This window comes from Saccharothrix sp. ALI-22-I, from assembly GCF_001984175.1.
Lineage (GTDB): Bacteria > Actinomycetota > Actinomycetes > Mycobacteriales > Pseudonocardiaceae > Actinosynnema.
In genome coordinates this window covers 306420-329411 of sequence record NZ_MTQP01000066.1, presented here as the reverse complement: position 1 = coordinate 329411, position 22992 = coordinate 306420, and the positions used below count along the sequence as shown (strand labels likewise).

Below are 22992 nucleotides of genomic sequence, written 5' to 3'. Positions count from 1 at the left end.
GCAGGCGTTCGACCTGCTCGCCAACACGTGGAACCCGGTGGTCCTGCACGCGTTGCGGCACGGCCCCCGCTGACCCGCCGACCTGCGCCGCGCCATCGGCGGCAGCCGGCCCAAGGTGCTCACCGAGACCGTGCGCCGGCTGGCGGGCGCCGGGCTGGTGGTCAGGAACGCCTTCCCCGGCCGGGTCGAGTACGAGCTCACCGACCTGGGGCGCAGCCTGCTCGGGCCGATCGACGCGCTGGGCCGCTGGGCGCACGACCGCGGTGATGAGGTCCGACTTGACGGATGATTTGAAACAATGTTTTATAACAGTGTTTCGTTAAACTTCCCGGGAGGTCATACATGAAGAACGGGTTCCAGACCCTCGACCGCGAGGTCGTCGTGGACGACCTGGAAGTCCGCGGCGAGCTGCCGCGATGGCTGTCCGGCACGTTGGTGCGCAACGGCCCGGCCAGGTTCGAGACCGACCGCCGCTCGTTCCGCCACTGGTTCGACGGCCAGGCGATGCTGCACCGCTTCGGCTTCGCCGACGGCACCGTCTCCTACCGCAACCGGTTCCTGGACACACCGAGCCTCCGGTCGGTGCGCGACGAGGGCCGCATTTCCTTCGGCGAGTTCGCCACGGACCCGTGCCGCTCGATCTTCGGCCGCTTCTTCACCCGCCCGCGCCTCGCGCCCAACCCCAACGTGAACGTGGTGTCCGACGGTGACCGGGACTGGGCGCTCACCGAGACGCCCATCGCGGTCCAGTTCGACCCGGACACGCTGGCCACCGTCGGCCTCTCCGACCACGACGACGCGATCACCGGCCAGGTCACCACCGCGCACCCGCACCAGGCTCCGCTGACCGGCGACCTGGTCAACTACGTGCTGAAGTTCGGCAGGCGCAGCGTCTACCAGATCTACCGGCAGCGCGGCCGGACCAGGGAACTGCTCGCCACCCTGCCCACCGACCGCCCCGGCTACCTGCACAGCTTCGCCATCACCGAGCGGCACGTGGTGCTGGTCGTGTTCCCACTCGTGGTCAACCCGCTGTCGTTCCTGGTGCGCGGCAAGCCGTTCATCGAGAACTACCGGTGGCGGCCGGAGCTGGGCACCCGGTTCGTGGTGTTCGACCAGCAGGACGGCTCGGTCGTCGCCGACCGGCGCACCGACGCGTTCTTCGCCTTCCACCACATCAACGCCTACGACGCCGACGATCGGGTCGTCGTGGACATCTGCGCCTACCCCGACGCGGAAGTGGTGGACGCGCTGTACCTGGACAAGCTGCGCGACGGCGTCGAACTGCCACTGCCGTTCCCCACCCGCTACGAAGTGGACCTGACCGGCGACGGCATCCGGTCACGGCGACTCGCGGAGGACGCCCTCGAACTGCCCCGCATCTCCTACGGCTCCCACAACGGCCGCGACTACCGCTACGCCTACGGTGTCGGCGCTTTCGGCAACGGCAGGAACGACTTCTTCAACCAACTCGTCAAAGTGGACGTCCGCAGCGGCCGGACCAGCCGGTGGCACGAGCCCGGCCGCTACCCGGGCGAACCCGTGTTCGTCGCGGCGCCAAACGCGCGGGCCGAGGACGACGGCGTGCTGCTGTCCGTGGTGCTCGACGTCGACGCCGGCCGGTCCGGCCTACTGGTGCTCGACGCGGCCACGTTCGAGGAGATCGCGCGCGCCGACGTGCCACACGCGATCCCGTTCGGATTCCACGGCCGCTTCACCTCCACGGCTCATTGACCGCGTCCATCAACCGTCAATCGTGATCACGCAACCTTCGTGGTCGACGTGCGGCACGTCGGCGTCGTCGAACCAGTGGCCGCCGGCGCCGAGGTAGCGGAACCGGTGCGTGCCCGGCGGGAGGATCACGGTCACCGTGCGCGTGCCGTCGCGGCGCGGCACCAGCTCGTGCACGCCGGGGGTCCAGCCGTTGAACGTGCCGACCACGCTCACCGGGCCGCGCGGCTGGTCGAGCGGCAGTGAAAAGGTCACCCGGCGCTTCGGGCCGAAGAGGCGAGTGCTGCGGAGCATCGTTCTCCCTCGCGGGTCGATCTAGCCTTCGAGGGACCCTAGCGCCCAGCGGGGCGCAGGCGTTCCAAGTGGACAGTCACGCGTCGGGGTGACGTACGCTCCGAAACGTGCCGCCGACACCGGACGAAGACGCCTGAGCTGAGGGAGTCTCGCTTCATGTCATCTTTCGTCGTCGGCCGGAGCGGCGAGAAGGGTCCACCGTCTCGCGGACGTATCAGGGCGCGGGCGGCACGATCGGCAGTGAGCTGAACCACCGGGCAAGCCGTACCACAGTGGAGGACTTTGTTCCCTCACGGAAGGGCCTCGGGGTTGTCGTCCTCCGCGAGCCGGCCACTGATCACGGGCGAGGCAAGCCCGGAGGACCTGCCGCCGGCGGCAGGCGGACGTCCGCCGGGCCGGTTCGACCGGCTGCGGCGGCACCGGCGGTGGTGGTTGGCGCTCGTCGTGGTCGCGCTCCTCGCCGGGATGGCGGTCGCGATGATCACGGCGGCCGTGGAGCAGACCCCGACCATCGACGAGCCGGTCTACGTGGGCACGGCCGTGGTCTACCTGGAGCAGCACGGCCTGCGGTACAACCCGGAGCACCCTCCGCTGGGCAAGCTGGTCATGGCGACCGGGCTGGCCTTCGCCGACGCGCGCCTCGACCCCGCCTTCGTCGGCGACCAGACGCAGCTCGGCCGGCACGTGCTGTATGAGTCGGGCAACGATCCGGGACGGCTGATGCTGCTGGCGCGGCTGCCGATGATCGTGCTCACGCTGCTGTTCGGACTGGTCGTCTTCGTGTTCGCTCGTGATCTGGTCGGCCCGGTCGGCGGGGTGGCGGCGCTCGCCCTGTACGCGTTCTCACCCGACGTCATCGCGCACGGGTCGCTGGCCACGCTCGACGTGCCGGTGGCCGGTTTCCTGCTGACGTCGGTCTGGCTGCTGTGGCGGGCCCGGCGCCGCCCCGCCCTTTACCTGCCCCTCGCGGGCCTCGCCCTCGGCGCCGCCCTGGCCACGAAGATGAACGCCCTGGCCGCGGTTCCGGTGCTGCTACTCCTGGTCGTGCCGTCCGTCCGGCACGCCCGCCGCACGCGCGACCCCGACCCGAACAGGACTGCCCGGTCGGCCCGGCTCCTCGGGCTCGGCGCGGCGGCGGTCGCCGTGGCGCTGATCGCGGTCGCCGTGGTGTGGGCCTCCTACCTCGCGGTGGATCCGCGGCTGCGCTGGGAGACGCCACGGGACCTGCCGCCTGCCCAGGGCCTGCGCGCGCTCGTCGCCTGGCTGCCGTTCCCCGAGCCGTACGGGGACGGGATGCGCGTCCAGCTCGGCTTCGAGGACCGGGTGTGGGGCGGCTTCCTGTTCGGCCGGCACTACCACGGTTCGATGTGGTACTACCTGCCGGTCGCGCTGCTGGTGAAGACGCCGCTGGGCGCACTGGCGCTGTGGCTGTCCGGTGCCGTCGTGATGGTGGCGGTCCCCCGGCTGCGCCCGGCGGCACCCTACGTGCTCGTTCCCGCGGTCGTGCTGCTGGCCGCGGCCATGACCGGCGACCGCGACCTCGGCGTCCGGTACGCGGTTTTCGCCCCGATGTTCCTGGCGGTCGCGGCGGCCGGCGTGGTCGCCCTGCGCTGGAGGTGGGCGCACGTCACGGCGGCGGTCCTGGTCGTCTTCGCCGCGGTCAGCTCGCTGCGGACGTTCCCGTACTACCTGCCGTACTCCAACGAGGCGTTCGGCGGGCCGGCGAAGACCCACCTGCACCTGCACGACTCGAACGTCGACTGGGGCCAGGACCTGGGCCGGCTGGCGGACCGCCTGAGGCAGCGTTACCCGGGCGAGCGGATCTGGCTGGTCTACAAGGGCAGCGGCCTGCCGTCCCACTACGGCATCGACGCCGCCGACCCGCTCGACGCGTCCCCGGACCAGGTGCGCGGGCTGCTCGTCGTGTCGGATTCCGCCATCGCCAAGGCCGATGACCGCCTGACGGCGCTGATCGACGGCAGCACGCCGATCGACGAGGTCGGCCACTCCATCACGATCCACCGCCGGCCATAGCCCGGACCGCACGAACCACGCGGACACCCGAGCGGCTTCGCAAGGGTTCGGACAACCTGCGCGGACCGACGCAACCATAGACAAACGTCTATGAAGTGAGTCCCGCTGCATCGACCGGATTCGATTGACCACGTGGCCCCGCAAGGCAAACAATCCCCAGCTATGACACCCACAGCGGTCCTACCGGTCGACCTGGCCACCGCCTACGCGGAACGGTTCGGCTGCCTGGCCGACCCGACGCGGGTCCGACTGCTGCACGCCGTCGCCACCGGCGAGGCCACCGTCGGCGCGCTGGCCGACGTGCTCGGCGTCAGCCAGCCCACCTGCTCGCACCACCTGCGCAAGCTGGCCGCCGCCGGCTTCGTGCAACTCCGGCGTGACGGCACCGCGACCTTCGCCTCGGTCGACCCGTCCGGCCGGACGGTCCTGCCGCACGCGGTGGACGCGGTGCTGGGAGCGATCGCCGCGGCTCCGCTCGACCCGCCTGCGGACGTCGCCGTGCGCGCGATGGTGGACGACGACTGGGGCGATGTACGGCGCATCTACGGCGAGGGGATCGCGACCGGCGACGCCACGTTCGAGACCGAGACCCCGAGTCGCCGGACGCTGGACGCCAAGTGGTTGCTCGACCACCGTTGGGTCGCGGTGGTCGACGGGCGGGTCGCGGGGTGGTCGGCAGCCACGCCTGTGTCGCCTCGTGAGTGCTACGCCGGGGTTGCGGAGACGTCGTTGTACGTGGACGCGCGTTGTCGGGGGCGGGGTGTGGGGAAAGCGTTGCTGCACCGGCAGGTCGCGGCGGCGGACGCGGCGGGGTTGTGGACGTTGCAGGCGGTCGTGTTTCCGGAGAACCGGGCCAGCATCGCGTTGCACCGGTCGGCCGGGTTCCGGACGGTGGGGGTTCGGGAGCGGGTCGCGGTGCACCACGGGGTTTGGCGGGACACGGTCATGTTGGAGCGGCGTGCGTGAAGTCCTGTGCGGGGGAGAGGGGGATCATAATCGTGCAGGTCCTGCAAGTTGCCGTACGTGCATGATTTTTCCTGCCCTGACCGAGTGACCACGCAGGCGGCCGAGGGGCTTCGCGGCCGCAAGACGATGTCGGAGACCGGGCCCGCTGACCGTGACCGGTCGGCTGCGGCAGCACGACAACGCGCACCCGTCCGCGTAACGCGCACGCCGCTCGGCCACCCTGTGGTGACGCTGTGTTTCTACTTCGACACCCATCACAATTCAGTCAATTGACGGTTGCCGGGCAATTCTCAACATCAATTGCGGCCATTGCGGCACGCGCAACGTGAGAACGATTCAACGCCGCGAGGCGGTCGCCCAATCAACTTTCAGTCGCCAGGTCGCGTGGAATTTTCCTACGTCTGGGTGAACCCTTGTCCGCAGTTGGCGTGGCAGACTCACAGGCGGCTCGCGAAGCCATTGCAGAAGTCGGCCATGTAGTCCTTGGCCGACTTCCGGCTGGTACCAGGCGGGCGAATGTGCAGTCGACGCTACCCAATTTATCGAGTGGTGGCTCCTGCCTGGCCGACCGCCCATCATCGTCAAACGAAAGGCACGATCATGACCACCGCAACGTCCTATGCGTCGTCCGGCCAGACACAGCAGATGCGTCAGCTGGCAGACATGATGGCGCAGGGTTTCAGGGACGCGTTGCAGCAGGCCGGTGGCCCGCGCTCTCGCGACGTGGGGCCGGACATGTCGGGGCAGCAGCAGCCGGGCCAGTTCGGGCAGCAGCCCACCCAGTTCGGGCAGCAGCCCGGTCAGTTCGGGCAGCAGCAGCCGGGCCAGTTCGGGCAGCAGCCCGGTCAGTTCGGGCAGCAGCAGCAGCCGGGCCAGTTCGGGCAGCAGCCCACCCAGTTCGGGCAGCAGCCCAGCCAGTTCGGCCAGCAGCAACAGGGCCAGTTCGGGCAGCAACCCAGCCAGCTCGGGCAGCAACAGGGTCAGTTCGGGCAGCAGCCCGGCATGAGCTTGACCGGTCCTGACGTGCAGGAACGCTTCCTGCCGGTGCTGGCCGCGATCCTGCCGGCCGTGGTGTCCGCCGTGCCCCAGATCATCAACGGCATCCAGGCCCAGAACCGGGACATCGTCACGCCGTCGCAGGACCCGCAACAGGTCCAGCGGGATTTCCTGTCGGTGCTGAGCGCGGTGGTGCCGCAGGTTCTCCAGGCCGTTCCGACGATCATCTCGTCCCTCCAGGGCACCCGTGACCTCCCGCAGAGTGACGAGGAGGTGTCGACCCGATTCTTCGGTCCGCTGATCGCGTCCATCGTGCCGCAGCTCATCCAGGCGGCACCGGTCATCCTCAACGCGTTCGCACCCGGTCAGCTCCCGCCGACCGGTGCGAGGGCGCACGACCCCCAGGTCGCCCAGCGCGTCCTCGGCCCGGTGCTCAGCGCGGTGGTGCCCGCGCTCACGCAGTGCGTGCCGCCGCTGATCGGGCTGTTCACCGGCCAGCGTTACGTGGAGCAGGGTCAGCAGCAGTACGGCCAGCAGGCCCAGCAGCAGTACGGCCAGCCGGCCCAGCAGTTCGCGCAGCAGTCAGTCTGACCGAACGGGGGTAGGGCGGCCCGTCCGGCCGCCCTACCCCTCACTTGTGCCTCTAGGGAGGAAAGATGGCGCAGCGCACGCTGACGCGCGGATCGCAAGGCGAGGACGTACGCCGGCTCCAGCTGGTGCTCAGGCAGGCGAACTACGATCCCGGCCAGGTCGACGGGATCTTCGGGGAACGCACCGAGGGCGCGGTCACGGACTTCCAGCGCGACCACGGTCTCGAGACGGACGGCCGGGTCGGGCCGAAGACCTGGGGCGCGTTGACCGCACTCCACCCGACCCCGGGCGCGGCACGTGGGCGCTCCCTCCACATCGGGCTGAATTTCGTGGACGACGCGGCGTACGGGATGGCGGTGCCACCGCTGCGCGGGTGTGAGAACGACGCCAGGGACATGACGGCGCTCGCCCAGGCCCAGCGCTTCGAGAGCCGGATCATGTTGAACGGGCAGGCGACCGCGTCCAGTGTCATCGAGGCGATTCGGGACGCGGCCCGGGAACTGGAATCCGGGGACTTCTTCTTCCTCACCTATTCCGGGCACGGCAGTCAGATGCGTGACGCCACCGGCGAGGAACCGGACCAGCTGGACGAAACCTGGGTGCTGTACGACCGGCAATTGCTCGACGACGAACTCTCCGCGCTGTGGGCTGAATTCAGGCCCGGTGTGCGCATCATGATGCTCTCGGATTCCTGCCACAGCGGCACCGTCAGCCGGGATGTCGTCTTCGCCTACAAGGCGTTCGCGGCCTCGTTCCAGGAAGCCCGCGACGTCGGGTTCTTCCTCGACACGCCGATACCGATGCTCACCACGAGGAGCGCGCCGGGGTGGGACGAGGTGGAGCAGTCGCTGCGCGAAGTGATGCCCACGGTGGTGGCCCAACTGCAGGGCGGCCGAGCCTCGGAGGAGGTCCAGCCCCCCGAGGTGGACCACTACGTCGATCTGGTGCTCACCCAGCTGGAGGACGACACGCGGATGATGGCCGTCAGCCAGTTCAGGGACACGGGTCCGGCCGTCCTCGACCAGTCACCCGTCACCCGCAACCTCCCGCCGGAGATCGCCCACGCCGACCAGGTCGCCCGCTGGCGCGAATACAGCGAGGTCAAGAAGGAGGTCCGGAACGCGAAACCACCGCAGGCGTCCGTGCTCCTCATTTCGGGCTGCCAGGACAACCAGCTCTCGCTCGACGGCGTGAAGAACGGGCTGTTCACCCAGCGCCTGCTGGAGACCTGGAGCAATGGCCGGTTCAGCGGCAACTACCGGGAGCTGCACCGGCAAATAGTGGCCTCCATGCCGCCCCAGCAGACACCGAACTACTTCTGGGACACCAACCCGCCCAGCGTCGCGTTCGAACTCCAACGTCCGTTCACGATCTAGTGCTGTGTCTCGGAACGGCGAGTCCGTGGCGCAGGGCCGGAAGCTTCAGCGGATCGGCAGGACCACGAAGGGCCCGTTGCGCGACGCGGCGCTAGCTCGGGAGACACGGGTGTCGCACTTGTCCTGCACATCGCCGGACAAGTGCGACACTTTCGCGCGTGTCGGGACTGCGCGAACGCAAGAAGCTGGCCACCCGGACGGCGTTGGCCGATGCCGCGCTGCGACTGTGCGTAGAGCACGGCCTCGATGGAGTGACCGTCGAACAGGTGGCCAATGACGCTGGCGTGTCACTGCGTACGTTCTTCAACTACTTCTCCTCCAAAGAGGAAGCCGTGGTGGCGGGTGACGCAGCCACCGCCGCCGCGTTCGTCCAGACCTTCGCCGGGCGGCCCGAGTCGGAGCCGGTGCTGCAGGCCCTGCACCGCGCGCTGGTCGAGACCGTGCCCGACCGGATCGACCCGGAACGGGTGGCGCAGCTGCGCGTCCTGCGGCGGACCCCGGCGCTGCTGCCGCACCAGATCGCCGCCTTCGTCGCGCGGGAACGCGAACTGGCCGCCGCGGTGGCCGCACGGGTCGGCCTGGACCCGGCCACCGACCTCTACCCGATGATGTTCGCGGCCACCGTGATGGCGACGCTGCGGGTGGTCGTCGGCTGGTGGCTGGACGCCGTCGAGCGGCCCGAGCTGTCCGACCTCATCGGCGTGATGATCGACCGGCTGGACGCGGGTTTCGCCACCGTCCACCCGAACCGGGCCCCGTCTTAGGCTCGCTCAGGCCTCAGGCCTCGTCCCAGGTGATCGGCAGCGCGTGCACGCCGTGGACCAGCATGTCGCCGCGCAGCGGCACCTCCGCCGCCGGCACGGCCGGCCGCAGCAGCCTCGCGGTGCGCTCCTGGAACTCGGCGCGGTCGCCGTACTCGACGCCCAGCAGCTCGCAGATCACCAGTGACGGCACCGGCAGCGCGAACGCCCGCACCAGGCCCGCGGCGGGTCGAACGGGCCCGCGTCGCGTCGGAGGAACTCGGGCGGCAGGGGGACGGTCAACCGGCCGGTGCTGGGGCGTTGTTGCTGGGAAGCGGTGGTCATCGACGATTCGTTCCCGACCCGGCGGGTAACCGGGCCGCAGCTCAGCGTAGTAGTAACTCACCGTACCAAGACTTGCGCGCTGTGCAGCTTTCCGGATGTGCACCCGGTCAAATTTGCACATCGTGCAAGTTTGTCGGGTAGTTGTATGTGGCAAGCAATGCGGACGTATGACGTGACGTAAGACGTAAGGGGGGCGGCATGGACGCCGTCGCGCGGCAACTCGAAGATCGGGTGCGTGACCTGCTGAAGGTCGTGCGGATGGTCAAACAGCGCCGCCAACCCCTGACCGACGGCCTGACCGGCATCCTCTCGCTGATCGACCACGCCGGCGCGCGGCCCACCGGCTGCCACGCCAAGGAGCTGGCCACCCGCGCCGGGCTCGACCCGTCCACGGTCAGCCGGGCGGTGGCCGCGCTGGTCGCCAACGGCCTGGTCGAACGCCGCGCCGACCCCGACGACGGCCGCGCCAGCATCCTCGTGGTGACCGAACGCGGTCGCGCCGAGCTGGCCGACGCCCGCGACTGGTACGACCGGCTGCTCCGCACCGCCCTTGCCGACTGGAACCCCACCGAGGTCGAGGCGCTGACCTCGGCGCTGGGGCGCCTGACCACCGACGTCGAAGGAGCCCTCGGCTCCACCTTGGAGGCCACGCGATGAGCGCACCCGCCACCACCACCGCCCCGATGAGCCACCGCCAAGTCCTGGAGGCCCTGAGCGGCCTGCTGCTGGTGCTGTTCGTCGCGATGCTCAGCAGCACCATCGTCGCCACGGCCCTGCCGCAGATCATCGGCGCGCTCAACGGCTCGCAGACCCAGTACACCTGGGTGGTCACCGCGACCCTGCTCACCGCGACCGCCACCACCCCCGTCTGGGGCAAGCTCGCGGACCTGTTCGACAAGAAGACCCTGGTCCAGGTCGCCATCGTGATCTTCGTGGTCGGCTCGGTGGTCAGCGGTTTCGCGCAGAGCGCGGGCCAGCTCATCGCCGCCCGCGCGTTCCAGGGCATCGGCGTCGGCGGCCTCCAGGCGCTGGTGCAGGTGGTGATCGCGGCGATGATCCCGCCACGCGAACGCGGCCGGTACAACGGCTACCTCGGCGGCGTGGTGGCGTTGTCCACCGTCGGCGGCCCGCTGCTCGGCGGCCTGATCGTGGACACCCCGTGGCTGGGCTGGCGCTGGTGCTTCTTCATCGGCGTGCCGGTCGCGGTGGTCGCGCTGTTCGTGCTGCAGGCCACGCTGAAGGTGCGGACCGTCCGGCGTGCGGACGTGAAGATCGACTACCTGGGCGCGAGTCTGATCGCGGTGGGCGTGAGCGTGCTGCTGGTGTGGATCTCGTTCGTGGACGGCTCGTTCGCGTGGCTGTCGTGGCAGTCGGTCACCATGGTCGGCGCGTCGGTGGTGCTGCTGGGGGCGGCCGTCGCGGTGGAGGCCCGTGCGGCGGAACCGGTGGTGCCGCTGGGGATCGTCAAGCAGCGCACGACGGCGTTGGCGATCCTGACCAGCATCGCGGTGGGCATGGCGATATTCGGCGGCGCGGTGTTCCTGGGCCAGTACTTCCAGATCGGCCGCGGCTACAGCCCGACCGAAGCGGGCCTGCTGACCATCCCGCTGATGGCCGGCGTGCTGGGCGCGTCCATCATCTCCGGACGGCTGATCAGCAAGACCGGCCGGATCAAGCCCTACATCGTGGCGGGCTCGGCCACGCTGGTCCTCGGGTTCCTCGCGTTGGGGCAGATCGACCACGAGACGCCGCTGGTGCTGGTCGGCGGCGCGATGCTGCTGGTCGGCACCGGTGTCGGCATGAGCATGCAGAACCTGGTGCTCGCCGTGCAGAACGCGGTGCCGTTGAAGGACGTCGGCGCGGCCAGCTCCACCATCGCGTTCTTCCGGTCGCTCGGCGGCACGATCGGCGTGTCGGTGCTGGGCGCGGTGCTGGCCCGGCGGGTCGAGGCCGCGATCACCCGCGACCTGACCGCGGCGGGCATCCCGACCGCCGGCGCCGGCGGCGGCAACCTCAACCTGAACGTGCTGCCGGACGCCGTGCAGCACATCGTCCGCGCCGCGTACGGCGACGCCACCGGCCACATCTTCGTGATCTCGGCGGCCGTCGCGGTGGTCGGCGTGGTCGCGGCCCTGCTGCTCAAGCCGATCACCCTGCGCACCAGCCTGGACCTCACCGAGACCCCCTCCCGCCGTCTGAGCCTGCGAGAACCCGGCGGAGCGCGGCGGTCAGGGTCCGGTCAATGACCCCCGCAGCACTCGTGCGGGTTCTCCGCCTCCGTCGGGCGCAGCACGCCGCCGACGGCGGGCTCCACGAGCAGCACCAGCTCGCCGTCCTGGCAGACCGGGCGGAGGAAGCCGAGCGTTTCCACCCGATCGGTCGGGGAGACCGGGACACCGATGCCGACCACCCGGTCGATCGCCGACCCGGCCACCACCTCCGCCACCGGGTGGGTGCCGGTGAGCGCGGACTGGCCGGGGAAGCGGATGCACCGGCCTTCGGCGCGGTCGCGGGCCGCCTTGGCAGCCCGCGCGGCAGGCGAGCCGGGCGAGTCGGGGTCGGGGGAGTCGAGCACGACCACGGGGCCGCCCAGGGCGGCCGACAGCCGGTCGACGTCCACCTCGCCCGTCACGTGGGCCGACAGCGTGGTGACGGCGACCGGGCCGAGGCGGTCGATGTGCGTGCACACGAAGTCCGTTGCCACACCGTCGAACGCGGCCAGCAGCAGCGCGTCCACGTGCGCCGCGCCGTGCTCACCGGGCAGGGTGGGCACGGCGCCGAGCCAGGTCATCAGATGACGTCCACGAACACCGGGTTCGCGTAGAACCACAGGTCCGACCACGGGTCGGCGTCACCGATCACGTCCATCACCGGGTGGCCGTCCGACGTCAGCTTGTTGCCGTCCGAACCACGCAGCCGCAGGTAGAACGCCCCCTCGACACCGCGGAACGTGTGCGTGAACTTCACCGTGCCCCGCGCGGTGCGGGCGACCTCGAACGACTTCACGACCTTCGTCGCCGGCGCGGAGAACGTGTCGCGGTCGACCACCGGGCCGGTGACCGGACCGGCGATCAGGTCCACCTTCGCCAGCCGGGCCACCACACCGGCGAAGTTCGCGCCACGCGCCAGGTCGATCTCCATGACCACCTCGACGTCGTCACCGCGCCGCACGAACGTGCGACCGCCGATGGTGACGCCCCGGTTGTCACCCTCGCCGAGCGAGCGCACCCGCAGGTTCAGCCCGTCGATGATCCGTCCGTGCACCGCGACGACCTTGCCGCTCTGCATACCGCGCATCACGTCCACATAGGACTTCGAGTTCGCGCCGACCAGCGTGGAGCTGTAGAACCCCGGCCAGTAGTCGCTCTGGACCTGCGGCTTGCCGGTGTCGATCGGCGCGCCGCGGCTGCCGGTCTTGCCGTGGTCGCCGGTGCCCGGCGTGAACGTGTCCTGGTGCACCCGGTGCGCGTCGGAGGTGGCGGTGACCCACCACGGCCTGCCCTCGGCCAGCAGCGAGTCCCACAGGCCGCCGACCTTGGCGGTCATCCAGTCGAACCCGCCGTAGGTGCGGTACGGGTTCTCCGTGGCGGTCGGGGCGTAGCCGGGGAAGCTGTCCTGGTTCGGCGAGGCGTCGTAGCCGCCTCGCCCGGTGCCGTTGCCGCCGTCGGCCGTCCGGATGCCCGCCGCCTGGTGACCGGGCGCGCCCTCCATGCCCACCGCCACGTCCGGTGCGGCGTCACGCCAGCCGCGGAACTCGTGCGGGCTGTCCACGCCGCGCCGGGCCGGGTGGTTGGCGAACATCAGCGCGATCTCGGTGCGACCGGACAGCACCTGCGCTTCCAGGTACCGCAGCGCGGCCAGCGCGTACGGCTCACCGTCGGCCGAGGTCGAGCGGGTGATCAGGCCCTTGCCGCCGTTCGCGACCGGCGTGGACAGCAGGGCGCCGTCGTAGGCCGCCTCGAACGCCTGGAGGATGTCCACGGTGGACCGGCCGGGCGGCAGGAACACCGTGGCGTGCTCGGCGCCCGGGATGTTCCACTCCAGCCCCTGGTAGACCAGCACATCGCGGTGCGACCGGCGGGCCTGCTCGATGTCGGGCGTGACCTGGCTGATGGAGAACTTCTCGTGCGCGACACTGCCGTGGTCGGTGATGACTACCCAGTCCAGCCCGTACTCGCGAGCCTTGGCGACCTGCTGGGCGACCTCGTACTGGCCGTCCTGGGAGTACTTGGTGTGGATGTGGTGGTCGCCCGCGAACCAGCGACCGCGGCCGGCCCACGGGTTCACCGGCGAGGCCGGGCGGCCGTCGTGCGCGTGGGCGGGGGTCGCGCCCAACGTCGTGCTCAGCGTCGTCGCGACACCGGCCGCACCCAGACCGGACAGGAACCGGCGTCGCGCCACCGAGAGCGGCCGGTCGTCCTGGCCGTCGCGCCAGCTCCCCTCCACCTCCACGTGGTCGTGCTCGTGGGTGTGGTCGTGGTGGTCGTGCGACATGTGTGGAACTCCGTTTCCTGACCCGGATGGCGGTAGCCGGAGCGAAGTATCGTTTTCCGGCTATGTGTCCGGTGGTGCGCGGAGTCGAACAGCCGGTGAACACTTCGGCACGCTGCGCCGATCGGAGGGGGCGGCGTGACCACCCTCGACCACGCGCCGGCACGGGCACGAGCACACTGACGCCCGTGGAGGGCAAACGCAAGCGCGGAGAGCTGAGGATCTACCTCGGCGCGGCGCCCGGCGTCGGCAAGACGTTCGCCGTGCTCGGCGAGGCGCACCGGCGTCGGGCGCGGGGCACGGACGTCGTGGTCGGCCTGGTCGAGACGCACGGCCGGGAGAAGACCGCGGCCCTGCTCGACGGCCTGGAGCAGCTGCCGCGCCGACGCGTTTACCACCGGGGCATAGATCTCGAAGAGCTCGATGTCGATGCTCTGCTGGCCCGTGCGCCGGAGGTCGCGGTGGTGGACGAGTTGGCGCACACCAACGTGCCCGGCTCGCGCAACGCCAAGCGCTGGCAGGACGTCGAAGAGCTGCTGGACGCGGGCATCGACGTGCTGTCCACGGTCAACGTCCAGCACCTCGAATCGCTCAACGACGTGGTCGAACGCATCACCGGCGTGGCCCAGCGCGAGACCGTGCCGGACGAGATCGTCCGCCGCGCCGAGCAGGTCGAACTGGTGGACCTCACGCCCGAGGCGCTGCGCCGCCGGCTCGCGCACGGCAACGTCTACGCCGCGCACAAGATCGACGCGGCGCTGGGCAACTACTTCCGGGTCGGCAACCTCACCGCGTTGCGCGAACTCGCCCTGCTCTGGGTGGCCGACCAGGTCGACGTCGCGTTGCAGCGGTACCGCTCGGAGCAGAGCATCACCGACACCTGGGAGACCAGGGAACGGGTCGTGGTGGCGATCAGCGGGGGCCCGGAGAGCGAGACGCTGATCCGCCGCGCCCGCCGCATCGCGGTGCGTGCGGGCGCGGACCTGATGGTCGTGCACATCATGCGCGGTGACGGCCTGGCCGGCGCGTCACCGCAGCTGGTGGCCGGTTTCCGGCGGGTCACCGAGGACGTCGGCGCGACGTTCCACAGCGTGGTGGGCGACGACGTGCCGACCGCGCTGCTGGAGTTCGCCCGCGGCGTGAACGCCACCCAACTCGTGCTGGGCACGTCGCGGCGCTCGCGCCTGGCCCGGGTGTTCGAGGAGGGCATCGGCGCGGCGGTCATCCAGGCGTCCGGGCCGATCGACGTGCACATGGTCACCCACGACGAGGCGCGTCGCGCCCCACGGTGGCGGTGGGGCGACGGCACGCGCTCCAGGCCGCGGAAGCTGCTCGGGTGGACGCTGGCGTTGGTGCTGCCCGCCGTCGTGACCGGCGTGGGGACACTGCTCCGCGACAGCCTGGCGTTCTCCACCGACCTGGTCGGGTTCTTCCTGGCCACGGTCGTGGTCGCGCTGATCGGCGGGCACGGCCCGTCGCTGGCCACGGCGTTCCTCGGCGCCGGGCTGCTGAACTTCTTCTTCACCCCGCCCTACTACAGCCTCACGGTCGCGAACCCGGAGAACCTGGTCACGCTGATCGCGATGCTGCTGGTGGCGGTGCTGGTGGCCCTGGTGGTGGACCGCTCGGCGCGGCTGGCCGAGCAGGGCGCGCGGGCCCGCACCGAGGCCGCGTTGCTCGCCTCCTACGCGCGGACCGTGCTGACCAGCCCGTTCCCGTTGGCGCGGCTGCTGGAGAAGGTGCGGGAGAACTTCGGGCTGGAGTCGGTGGCGTTGCTGGAGCGGCGCGACGGGGAGTGGGAGCGGGTGGCGTGCGTCGGACCCCAGCCGTGTGCCGAGCCGGACGACGCGGATGTGGACGTGCCGGTGACCGCGGACGTGCACCTGGCGTTGCGCGGCCGGACGCTGCCGGCGGGCGACCAGCGGGCGTTGGAGGCGGCGGCCGGTCAGGCGTTGATGGCGTTGCGGCAGCAGCGGATGGCCGCCGAGACGGCCGACGCGCAGCGGCGTGCGGAGACCACGGAGCTGCGCACCGCGTTGCTGTCCGCCGTGGGGCACGACCTGCGCACCCCGTTGACCTCCATCAAGGCCGCCATCGGCAGCCTGCGCGACACCGATCTGCGACTGTCCGATGAGGACACTTCGGAGCTGCTGGAGACCGTCGAGGTGTCCGCCGACCGGCTGACCGGCCTGATCGACAACCTGCTCGACTCGTCCCGGCTGGCCACCGGCGCGGTCGCGCCGCAGCTGCGTGCGGTGACGTACGACGAGGTGGTGGCGCGCGCCTTGGCCGGTATCGACGAACGCCGCACGGTGTCCGTGGACGTGGCCGAACAGCTGCCGCCCGTGCTCGCCGACATCGGCCTGCTGGAACGCGTCGTGGCGAACGTGATCGACAACGCCCTGCGGCACGGCAGACTCACCCCGCGCCGCCTGGTGGACGTGGACGGCGACGGCCGGATCATGGTGGACGAGCCGGAGATCGCGGTGCGTGCGAGCGCCTACGGCGACCGGGTGGAGCTGCGCGTGGTCGACCACGGGCAGGGGCTGCCGAAGAACACGGCCGACGCGGTGTTCGCGCCGTTCCAACGCCTGGGCGACCGTGCCGCCACACCGGGCGTCGGCCTCGGGTTGAGCGTGGCGAAGGGTTTCGTGGACGCCATGGGTGGCGCCATCACGGCGGAGGACACACCGGGCGGCGGCCTGACGATCGTCATCTCGCTGCCGATCGCCGAGGTGACGCCGGCATGACCACCGTCTTAGTCGTGGACGACGACCCGCAGATCGTGCGCGCGTTACGGATCAGTCTGACCGCCCACGGGTACGACGTGCTGACCGCCGTGGACGGCGCGTCCGCGTTACGCGCGGCGGAGGGCCGGCCCGATGTGGTGGTGCTGGACCTCGGCCTGCCCGACCTGGACGGCATCGACGTGATCACCGGTCTGCGGCGGTCCACCACCGCGCCGATCGTGGTGCTGTCCGCCCGGCTCGACTCGGCGGACAAGGTGCGCGCGCTGGACGCCGGCGCGGACGACTACGTCACCAAACCGTTCGGCATGGACGAGTTCCTGGCCCGGCTGCGGGCCGCCGTGCGCCGGTCGAACAGGCGGGCCTACGAGCCGCCCGTGCGCACGGCGTCGTTCACCATCGACCTGACCGCGAAGAAGATCCACCGCGCCGGGTCCGAGGTGCACCTCACCCCGACCGAGTGGGGTCTGCTGGAGGCCCTGGTCCGGGCGCGCGGCGAGGTGATCAGCCCGCAGCGGCTGCTGACCGAGGTGTGGGGGCCGACCTACACGTCGGCCACCCACTACTTGCGCGTCTACCTCGTCCAGTTGCGCCGCAAGCTCGAACCGGACCCCGCCCACCCCAGGCACCTGCTGACCGAACCCGGGCAGGGCTACCGCTTCCAGGCGTGATCAGCCCAGCGGCGTCGTGCTGATCACGGTCCACTTCACGGCCTTGAGCGTGCCGTCGGCGGTGGTGCTCTCGCCGACGATCGTGCCCCGGTCGTTCAACGCCACCGGCAGGCTGTGCGCGCCGCCGAGCGAGCCCAGGTAGGAGACCTTCCCGGCCCGCCACAGGAACGCGCGCGGCGCGTCGGGGTTGTCCGCCGACGTCCAGCCGATCACGTCACCCCGCTCGTTGACCGCGACCGCCTCGGACGGGCCGGGCACACCCAGGTCCACCGGCTTGCCGCCGCCCGGCCACAGCGTGGCCTTCCGGACGCCGCTGAACTCCGTGGTCCAGCCGACGACGTCACCGCGCTCGTTGAGCGCCTGCGGGCCGTTGGCCACCTGGCCGGACGTGGACAGCACGGTCACGCCGCCGCCTTCCCAGCGCAGCGCCTGGTTCCCCCGGTTGCCGACGATCACGCCGGCCTCGTTGATCGCCTCCACCGAGTAGCTGCCGGAGCCGGACACCGTCGCCAGCCGGGTGCACGTCGTGGCGTTCGTGCAGCGGAACGCGTGCACGTCGTTGGTGAACATGGGCGTCTTCGACCCCGCGATCACGCCGGCGTCGTTGATCGCGCTCAGCGACAGGTGCGACCCGGACACCGCCAACGACGTGTGCTTGCCGTCGCGCCACACCGCCGCGTGCTCCTGGTGGTACCCGGACGGCGAGCCGGAGTACGTCATCGGCACCACGCCGTTGTTGTTGATCGCCGACGCGACGACCCAGCCGGAGCCGGACGGCGTGAGGTCGAAGACCTTGCCCTCGTGCCAGATCCGGGGCTGTTGGACGTAGGGGCCGGCACCGGTGACGGACTCCAGGCCGAGCACCTGGCCGATCTGGTTGAGGCCGGTCGGAGTGCCCTTGCCGAGGTCGGTGGCCACGTTGCCGCGGGCCCACTGGACGGCGCGCGGCGCGCCGTTGCCGGAGGCGGCGCCGACTACCTGGCCGAGGTCGTTGACCGCGATGGTGCGGTGGGTGGGGTAGCCGGGCAGGCCGGGTAACTCGGTGATGACGGCGCTCGCGCCGGCGGCGGGCGCGATCACCAGCGGCAGGGCCAAGGCCAGGGCGAGGACGCCGAGGGACGTGCGTGACTTGGGCATGATCGCTCCATTGCGAGATGTCCGCTGAATCGATTCGAACGGTAGTCTCGGCGGGACGGCGCCGGCGTCGGCCGGACAGCGGAATCGAGGGGGAACCGTTGGCTGCCCGAGAGGTTTCGACGCAAGACGTCCTGGCCCGGTTCGGCGCCGCCGAGGCGGTCCGGTTGACCGGCGGCGTGGTCAACACGGTGTGGCTCGTTCGTGGTCCCGAACGCGATGCCGTGCTCAAGACGACCGACGACGCGCCGCAATCCTTGTTCGAGATCGAGGCGCAGGGCTTGACGGTGCTGCGCGAGCACGGCCTGAGCACGCCCGAGGTGCTCGACGTCGGTGCCGACTGGCTGCTGCTGGAGGCGCTGACACCGGAGCCGCCGGCGTCCGACGCGTTCTGGGAGACCGCGGGACGGGCGATCGCCGCGCTGCACGACGTGCGCGGCCCGAGGTTCGGCTGGGAGCACGACGGGTGGCTGGGCGTGCTCCCGCAGCGCAATACGTGGCACGACGACGGGCACGCGTTCTTCGTCGAGCAACGGCTCCTGCGCTACCTGGACGAGCCGAAAGTCGACGCCGTGCTGACGACGGAGGACCGCACCGCGCTGGAACGGCTGTGCACGCGACTGCCCGAGATCGTGCCCGCCGCGCCGCCCGCGTTGACCCACGGCGACTTGTGGCACAACAACGTTGTCGCCACTGCGGCGGGCGAGCCCGCGTTCATCGATCCGGCGGTGTCGTGGATGTGGCCGGACGTGGACCTCAGCATGATGTTCTGCGGCAAGGACTCGCCCGCCCGTTTCTTCGACGCCTACCACGAGGTCCGGCCGCTGGACGCGGGTTGGCGTGATCGGATGCCCGTGGTCTTCCTCCGGGAAATCCTCAGCACCGTGGCGCACGAAGGCGACCGGTGGGGTGCGCTGGACTACCTCCGCGAGGTGCTGCGCCCGTTCCGCGGTGTCTCGATTGGCGATTAGCCGAGGACCCGGACCCGCGGACCCCGACCGACCGGCGGCACGTGGTCGGCCCGGTCCCGCACAAACCGCAGTGATCTGCGCGCTCCAGGCAACTTCATGGCTCTCTGCGGTGTCCTAGTCACTGAGGGGAGTGGCAGTCGGCAAGGTGCTGCCACGGTGACAGGGGGAGTTCGACATGTCCCGCAGAACTACGGCGTTACTGGCAGTCGGGCTGGTGACGGCGGCCGCGATGACCGCCGTGACCGGCTCGGCGACTGCGGCGCCGCCCACTGGTCAAGGCGCGGAAAGCCCGGACGGCACGGTCACCTTGCTCACCGGCGACGTGGTCACACTCCGCGCCGGACGGGCGGAAGTGCGGCCGGGGAGTGGCCGCGAGTCGGTGCGGTTCCTCCAGCACCGCGATGAGCACGGGGACCTGCACGTGGTGCCCGCCGACGCCGCCTCCGCCATCCGGTCCGGGCAGTTGGACGAGCGGTTGTTCGACGTCACGGGTCTGATCCGGGCCGGCTACGACGACCGGTCGAGCCCGGTCACCCCGTTGATCGTGACCTCGGCGGGACCGGCGATCGCGGGTGGGCACGCCCTGCCGAGCGTCGGCGGGTTCGCCTACGAAGCGCCGAAGGACACCGCGTTCTGGTCGGGTGCGCGGACAGCCGGTGTGGATCGGGTGTGGTTGGACGGCCCGGTGCGGGCCACGCTGGACCGCAGTGTCCCGCAGATCGGTGCGCCGCAGGCGTGGCAGGCCGGGCACACCGGCAACGGCACCAAGGTCGCCGTGCTGGACACCGGCATCGACCCCACCCACGCGGATCTCGCGGGCGCGGTGGTGGAGGCGAAGAACTTCAGCGACAGCGACACCACCGACGACCGGCTGGGCCACGGCACGCACGTCGCCGCGACCATCACCGGCGCGGGCACGTACCAGGGCGTCGCCCCGGACAGTGCGCTGCTGGTCGGCAAGGTGCTCGGCGACAACGGCGGCGGCCGTGAGTCGGACATCATCGCCGGTATGGAGTGGGCCGTCTCCGCTCAAGCGGACGTGGTCAACCTGAGCCTGGGCAGCGCTTGGCCCACCGACGGCTCAGACCCGATGTCGCAGGCGGTCAACCGGCTCACCGAGCAGAGCGGCGCGTTGTTCGTCGTGGCGGCGGGCAACAGCGGGCCGGACGACCAGTCCATCGGCAGTCCGGCCGCAGCGGACGCGGCGCTCACCGTGGGTGCGGTGGACCGTTCCGACAACCTCGCGGAGTTCTCTTCACGCGGTCCGCGTTGGCTGGACAACGCCATCAAGCCGGACATCACCGCGCCGGGCGTGGACATCGTCGCGGCGCGCGCGAAGAACGGCACGATCGGCACGCCGGTAGGCGACGGGCACGTCGCGTTGTCCGGTACCTCGATGGCCACCCCGCACGTCGCGGGTGCGGCGGCGATCCTCGCCGGGCAGCACCCGGACTGGACCGCCGCGCAGCTCAAGAGCGCCCTGATGGGCAGTGCGAAGCCGAACCCGACGCTGTCGGTCTACGAGCAGGGCGCCGGTCGCGTGGACGTGGCCCGCGCGGCCGGGCAGGCGGTCTCGACGTCACCCGCGTCACTGAACCTGGGCACCGCGCAGTGGCCGCACCACGACGACGCGCCGATCGTGAAGGAGGTGACGTACCAGAACTCCGGCACGACGCCGTTGACCCTGGACGTCGCCGCCGACCTGCGCGATCCGGCCGGAAACCCGGTACCCGCCGACATGGTCACCGTGTCGCCGTCCTCGGTGACGATCGCGCCGGGCGGTTCGGCGGCGGTCACCGTCACCACGAAGACCTCGGTGGACTCGCCGGACGGCCTCTACGGCGGCGTGCTCGTCGCGACCGGCGGCGACACGGCGATGCGCACGCCGATCGGCGTGACCAAGGAGGTCGAGAGCTACGACGTGAAGCTGACGTTCCTCGACCACAACGGCGCCCTCACCCCGGAGTACTTCTACCGGTTCGTGGAGATCGAACGGCGGAAGGCGCACGTGCAGCACGACCCGTCCGGCACGTTCGTCGCCCGGCTGCCCAAGGGCGTGTTCTACCTGGACGCGTCGATCCAGACCCTCGACCCCGGACTGATCACCCAGTTCCTGGAGCCCAGCTTCACCGTCACCGGCGCCACCGAGCTGGTGTTCGACGCGCGCCAGGGCAAGCCGCTGTCCGTGAAGGTGGAGAAACCGGACGCCAAGACCGGCTACACCGACCTGTTCTTCGCCCGCAAGACCGCGTGGGGCGACACCGGCAACGGACTCGTCGGGTTCGGCCTCGACGGTCTGCTGTTCGTGCCGTCGAAGACGTCCGCGCCCGGTGCGGCGAGCTTCACGGTGACCACGCGGCTGGCCAAGCCGGACACCGACCGCACGTTCGTCGGCAGCCCGTACCAGTACAACGTCCAGTGGGCGCACGACGGCGGCGTGCCCGAGCAGTTGGAGCGCTCGTTCGCCGACCGCGACCTGGTGAAGGTGAACTCGGTGACCGCCGCGGCCGCGCCGGGCAAGACCGGGTTCCGCGACCAGATGGCGGGTGGCCCGCTGCCGCTGCGGATCACCGAGTACTACACGCCGGACACCCCTTGGTACGGCAGCTTCGCGCAGATGACGGCGCCGAACGCGTACCCGTCGGAGACCGGCCAGTACACCTCCCTGCCACGAGAGTTCCAAGCCGGGAGGCCGGTCACCGAGAAGTGGAACACCGCCGTGTTCGGCCCGGCGTTCCCGCAGGCGAGGCGCACTTACGAGTGGGCGGAACGGCGTGGTGACCGGCTCGGGTTCTACGTGCCGATGTTCACCGACCAGGACTCGAACCACTACGGCTTCTCGCAGACGGGGAAGGCGCAGACCACGTTGCACCGCGACGGCACGATGCTCGCCGGGACCTGGGACTACGCGGGCTCGCTGACCGCCGACGTGCCCGCGGACAAGGGCACGTACGTGCTGAACGCGAAGGCCAACCGGGCCGGCGTGGCCGACCTGTCCACGTTCGTGATGGCGGAGTGGACGTTCACCTCGGAGCACGTGGCGGGGGAGGAGCCCGCCGCGGTGCCGTTGCTGGCGGTGCGGTTCGCGCCGTCGTTGGACGACCAGAACCGTGCGGCGGCGGGGCGGCCCTTCGCGTTCCCGGTGTACGTGCAGCGCAACGGCGTGGCCGGTGCCGAGGGCGTGGCCAAGCCCGCTGTGCAGGTGTCGTACGACGACGGCACCACGTGGAAGCCGGTGCCGCTGGTGAAGACCGGTGAGCGCTGGATCGCGGCGGTCGCGCACCCGGCCGACGCGAAGTTCGTCTCGCTCAAGGCCCAGGCGCGGGACGCGGCGGGCAACTCGGTCGATCAGCGGATCATCAGGGCGTACGCGCTGAAGTGACCCCTCGTCGGTGAACCCTTGAGTGGACCCGCCCGGTCACCGGCCGGGCGGGTCCAACGGGTTGTCCGACACCCGCCGCGCCCAGCCGTCGCGCATCAGCTCGGCGGCGGCACGGCCCAGGTGGACGCCGCTCGGGTCAGGACACGACGCCGTCCGCGACCAGGCCCGCCCAGATCGCCTCACCGACCGCGGTCAGCGCCGACTGGGGTCGGATCATCACGGTGAACGTGCCGATCCGGCCGTCCTCGTCCAGCTCGATCAGGTCGATGCCCTCCACCTGCTTGCCGTTCACCACCGTGCGGAAGTGCAGGACGTGGCCGTTGGGCCCCTCGTACTGGCCGATGTACCGGAAGTCCTCGAACGTCCGTTGCAGCACGCCGAACAGGGCGCGCACGGCGTCGATTCCCTCGAACGGCTGGAACTTCACCGGGCTGTGGAACGTGATGTCGTCCGCGAACAACGCCGTGCCGCCGACGATGTCGCCCGCCTCGACGGCCGCCTTGAACTCCAGTGCCGCGTTCAC

At 70.8% G+C, this 22992-nt stretch carries 18 protein-coding genes and 1 pseudogene; 13 read left to right on the top strand and 6 right to left on the bottom strand.

The features are described 5' to 3' along the window. Positions 1–82 precede the first annotated feature (82 nt). A complete protein-coding gene (locus tag ALI22I_RS30015) occupies positions 83–289 on the top strand; it encodes a winged helix-turn-helix transcriptional regulator (protein ID WP_443216983.1) in 207 nt (68 codons plus the stop codon). A 53-nt stretch (positions 290–342) separates the two neighbouring features. After that, positions 343–1734: a carotenoid oxygenase family protein gene (locus ALI22I_RS30010; protein WP_077008898.1), complete on the top strand. Its 1392-nt coding sequence runs from the start codon at positions 343–345 to the stop codon at positions 1732–1734. 9 nt (positions 1735–1743) lie between these two features. On the opposite strand, the gene ALI22I_RS30005 is transcribed toward ALI22I_RS30010, so the two are convergent. Beyond that, positions 1744–2025, bottom strand: a complete 282-nt coding sequence (locus tag ALI22I_RS30005) for a glycoside hydrolase family 13 (protein WP_077008897.1) — start codon at positions 2023–2025, stop codon at positions 1744–1746. A gap of 309 nt (positions 2026–2334) precedes the next feature. Here ALI22I_RS30005 and ALI22I_RS30000 point away from each other — a divergent pair, with 309 nt between their 5' ends. The 5 genes from ALI22I_RS30000 (at position 2335) to ALI22I_RS29980 (ending at position 8752) form a co-directional block, all read left to right on the top strand. Continuing rightward, a complete protein-coding gene (locus ALI22I_RS30000) occupies positions 2335–4059 on the top strand; it encodes an ArnT family glycosyltransferase (RefSeq protein ID WP_083752122.1) in 1725 nt (574 codons plus the stop codon). Between the two features lie 162 nt (positions 4060–4221). Next, complete coding sequence (locus tag ALI22I_RS29995; protein WP_077008895.1) at positions 4222–5025, top strand: helix-turn-helix domain-containing GNAT family N-acetyltransferase; 804 nt, start codon at positions 4222–4224, stop codon at positions 5023–5025. Positions 5026–5625: 600 nt separating this feature from the next. Then, the gene (locus ALI22I_RS51335; RefSeq protein WP_077008894.1) at positions 5626–6612 is read left to right on the top strand and encodes a hypothetical protein; all 987 of its coding nucleotides are present in this window, start codon (positions 5626–5628) and stop codon (positions 6610–6612) included. Positions 6613–6677: 65 nt separating this feature from the next. After that, positions 6678–7988, top strand: a complete 1311-nt coding sequence (locus ALI22I_RS29985; RefSeq protein WP_077008893.1) for a caspase family protein — start codon at positions 6678–6680, stop codon at positions 7986–7988. A gap of 158 nt (positions 7989–8146) precedes the next feature. Next, positions 8147–8752, top strand: coding sequence for a TetR/AcrR family transcriptional regulator (locus tag ALI22I_RS29980; protein WP_077008892.1), 606 nt, complete (start codon positions 8147–8149; stop codon positions 8750–8752). Positions 8753–8858: 106 nt separating this feature from the next. Here ALI22I_RS29980 and ALI22I_RS49725 read toward each other — a convergent pair. Beyond that, positions 8859–8978, bottom strand: a pseudogene (locus ALI22I_RS49725) (cytochrome P450); the annotation flags it as partial. Positions 8979–9271: 293 nt separating this feature from the next. On the opposite strand from ALI22I_RS49725, the gene ALI22I_RS29970 reads away from it, so the two are divergent. Together ALI22I_RS29970 and ALI22I_RS29965 are read left to right on the top strand one after the other, a co-directional pair. Then, on the top strand, positions 9272–9730 hold the full coding sequence (locus ALI22I_RS29970; protein ID WP_077008890.1) for a MarR family winged helix-turn-helix transcriptional regulator: 459 nt from the start codon (positions 9272–9274) through the stop codon (positions 9728–9730). Further along, positions 9727–11319: an MDR family MFS transporter gene (locus ALI22I_RS29965; protein WP_077008889.1), complete on the top strand. Its 1593-nt coding sequence runs from the start codon at positions 9727–9729 to the stop codon at positions 11317–11319. The genes ALI22I_RS29970 and ALI22I_RS29965 overlap by 4 nt, the downstream gene beginning before the upstream one ends. On the opposite strand, the gene ALI22I_RS29960 is transcribed toward ALI22I_RS29965, so the two are convergent. Beyond that, positions 11313–11864 carry a hypothetical protein gene (locus ALI22I_RS29960; protein ID WP_077008888.1) on the bottom strand — a complete coding sequence of 184 codons (552 nt, stop codon included), beginning with the start codon at positions 11862–11864 and terminating at the stop codon, positions 11313–11315. The two genes, ALI22I_RS29965 and ALI22I_RS29960, sit on opposite strands and share 7 nt — an antisense overlap. Beyond that, entirely contained in the window at positions 11864–13567 is a 1704-nt protein-coding gene (locus ALI22I_RS29955; protein WP_077008887.1) for a PHP domain-containing protein, read from the bottom strand. Before ALI22I_RS29955 ends, ALI22I_RS29960 begins: the two co-directional genes overlap by 1 nt. Before the next feature lie 185 nt (positions 13568–13752). On the opposite strand from ALI22I_RS29955, the gene ALI22I_RS29950 reads away from it, so the two are divergent. Both ALI22I_RS29950 and ALI22I_RS29945 read left to right on the top strand, forming a co-directional pair. After that, on the top strand, positions 13753–16314 hold the full coding sequence (locus ALI22I_RS29950) for a sensor histidine kinase (protein WP_238598643.1): 2562 nt from the start codon (positions 13753–13755) through the stop codon (positions 16312–16314). After that, positions 16311–16982, top strand: coding sequence for a response regulator (locus ALI22I_RS29945; protein ID WP_077008886.1), 672 nt, complete (start codon positions 16311–16313; stop codon positions 16980–16982). Before ALI22I_RS29950 ends, ALI22I_RS29945 begins: the two co-directional genes overlap by 4 nt. Here the strand turns inward: ALI22I_RS29945 and ALI22I_RS29940 are convergent, their stop codons facing one another. After that, positions 16983–18119, bottom strand: a complete 1137-nt coding sequence (locus ALI22I_RS29940; protein WP_077008885.1) for a hypothetical protein — start codon at positions 18117–18119, stop codon at positions 16983–16985. 98 nt (positions 18120–18217) lie between these two features. Here ALI22I_RS29940 and ALI22I_RS29935 point away from each other — a divergent pair, with 98 nt between their 5' ends. Continuing rightward, positions 18218–19087: a fructosamine kinase family protein gene (locus ALI22I_RS29935; RefSeq protein WP_077008884.1), complete on the top strand. Its 870-nt coding sequence runs from the start codon at positions 18218–18220 to the stop codon at positions 19085–19087. Positions 19088–19262: 175 nt separating this feature from the next. Beyond that, positions 19263–22469, top strand: coding sequence for a S8 family serine peptidase (locus tag ALI22I_RS29930; protein ID WP_077008883.1), 3207 nt, complete (start codon positions 19263–19265; stop codon positions 22467–22469). Positions 22470–22605: 136 nt separating this feature from the next. Here the strand turns inward: ALI22I_RS29930 and ALI22I_RS29925 are convergent, their stop codons facing one another. Beyond that, positions 22606–22992: a nuclear transport factor 2 family protein gene (locus tag ALI22I_RS29925; RefSeq protein ID WP_077008882.1), complete on the bottom strand. Its 387-nt coding sequence runs from the start codon at positions 22990–22992 to the stop codon at positions 22606–22608.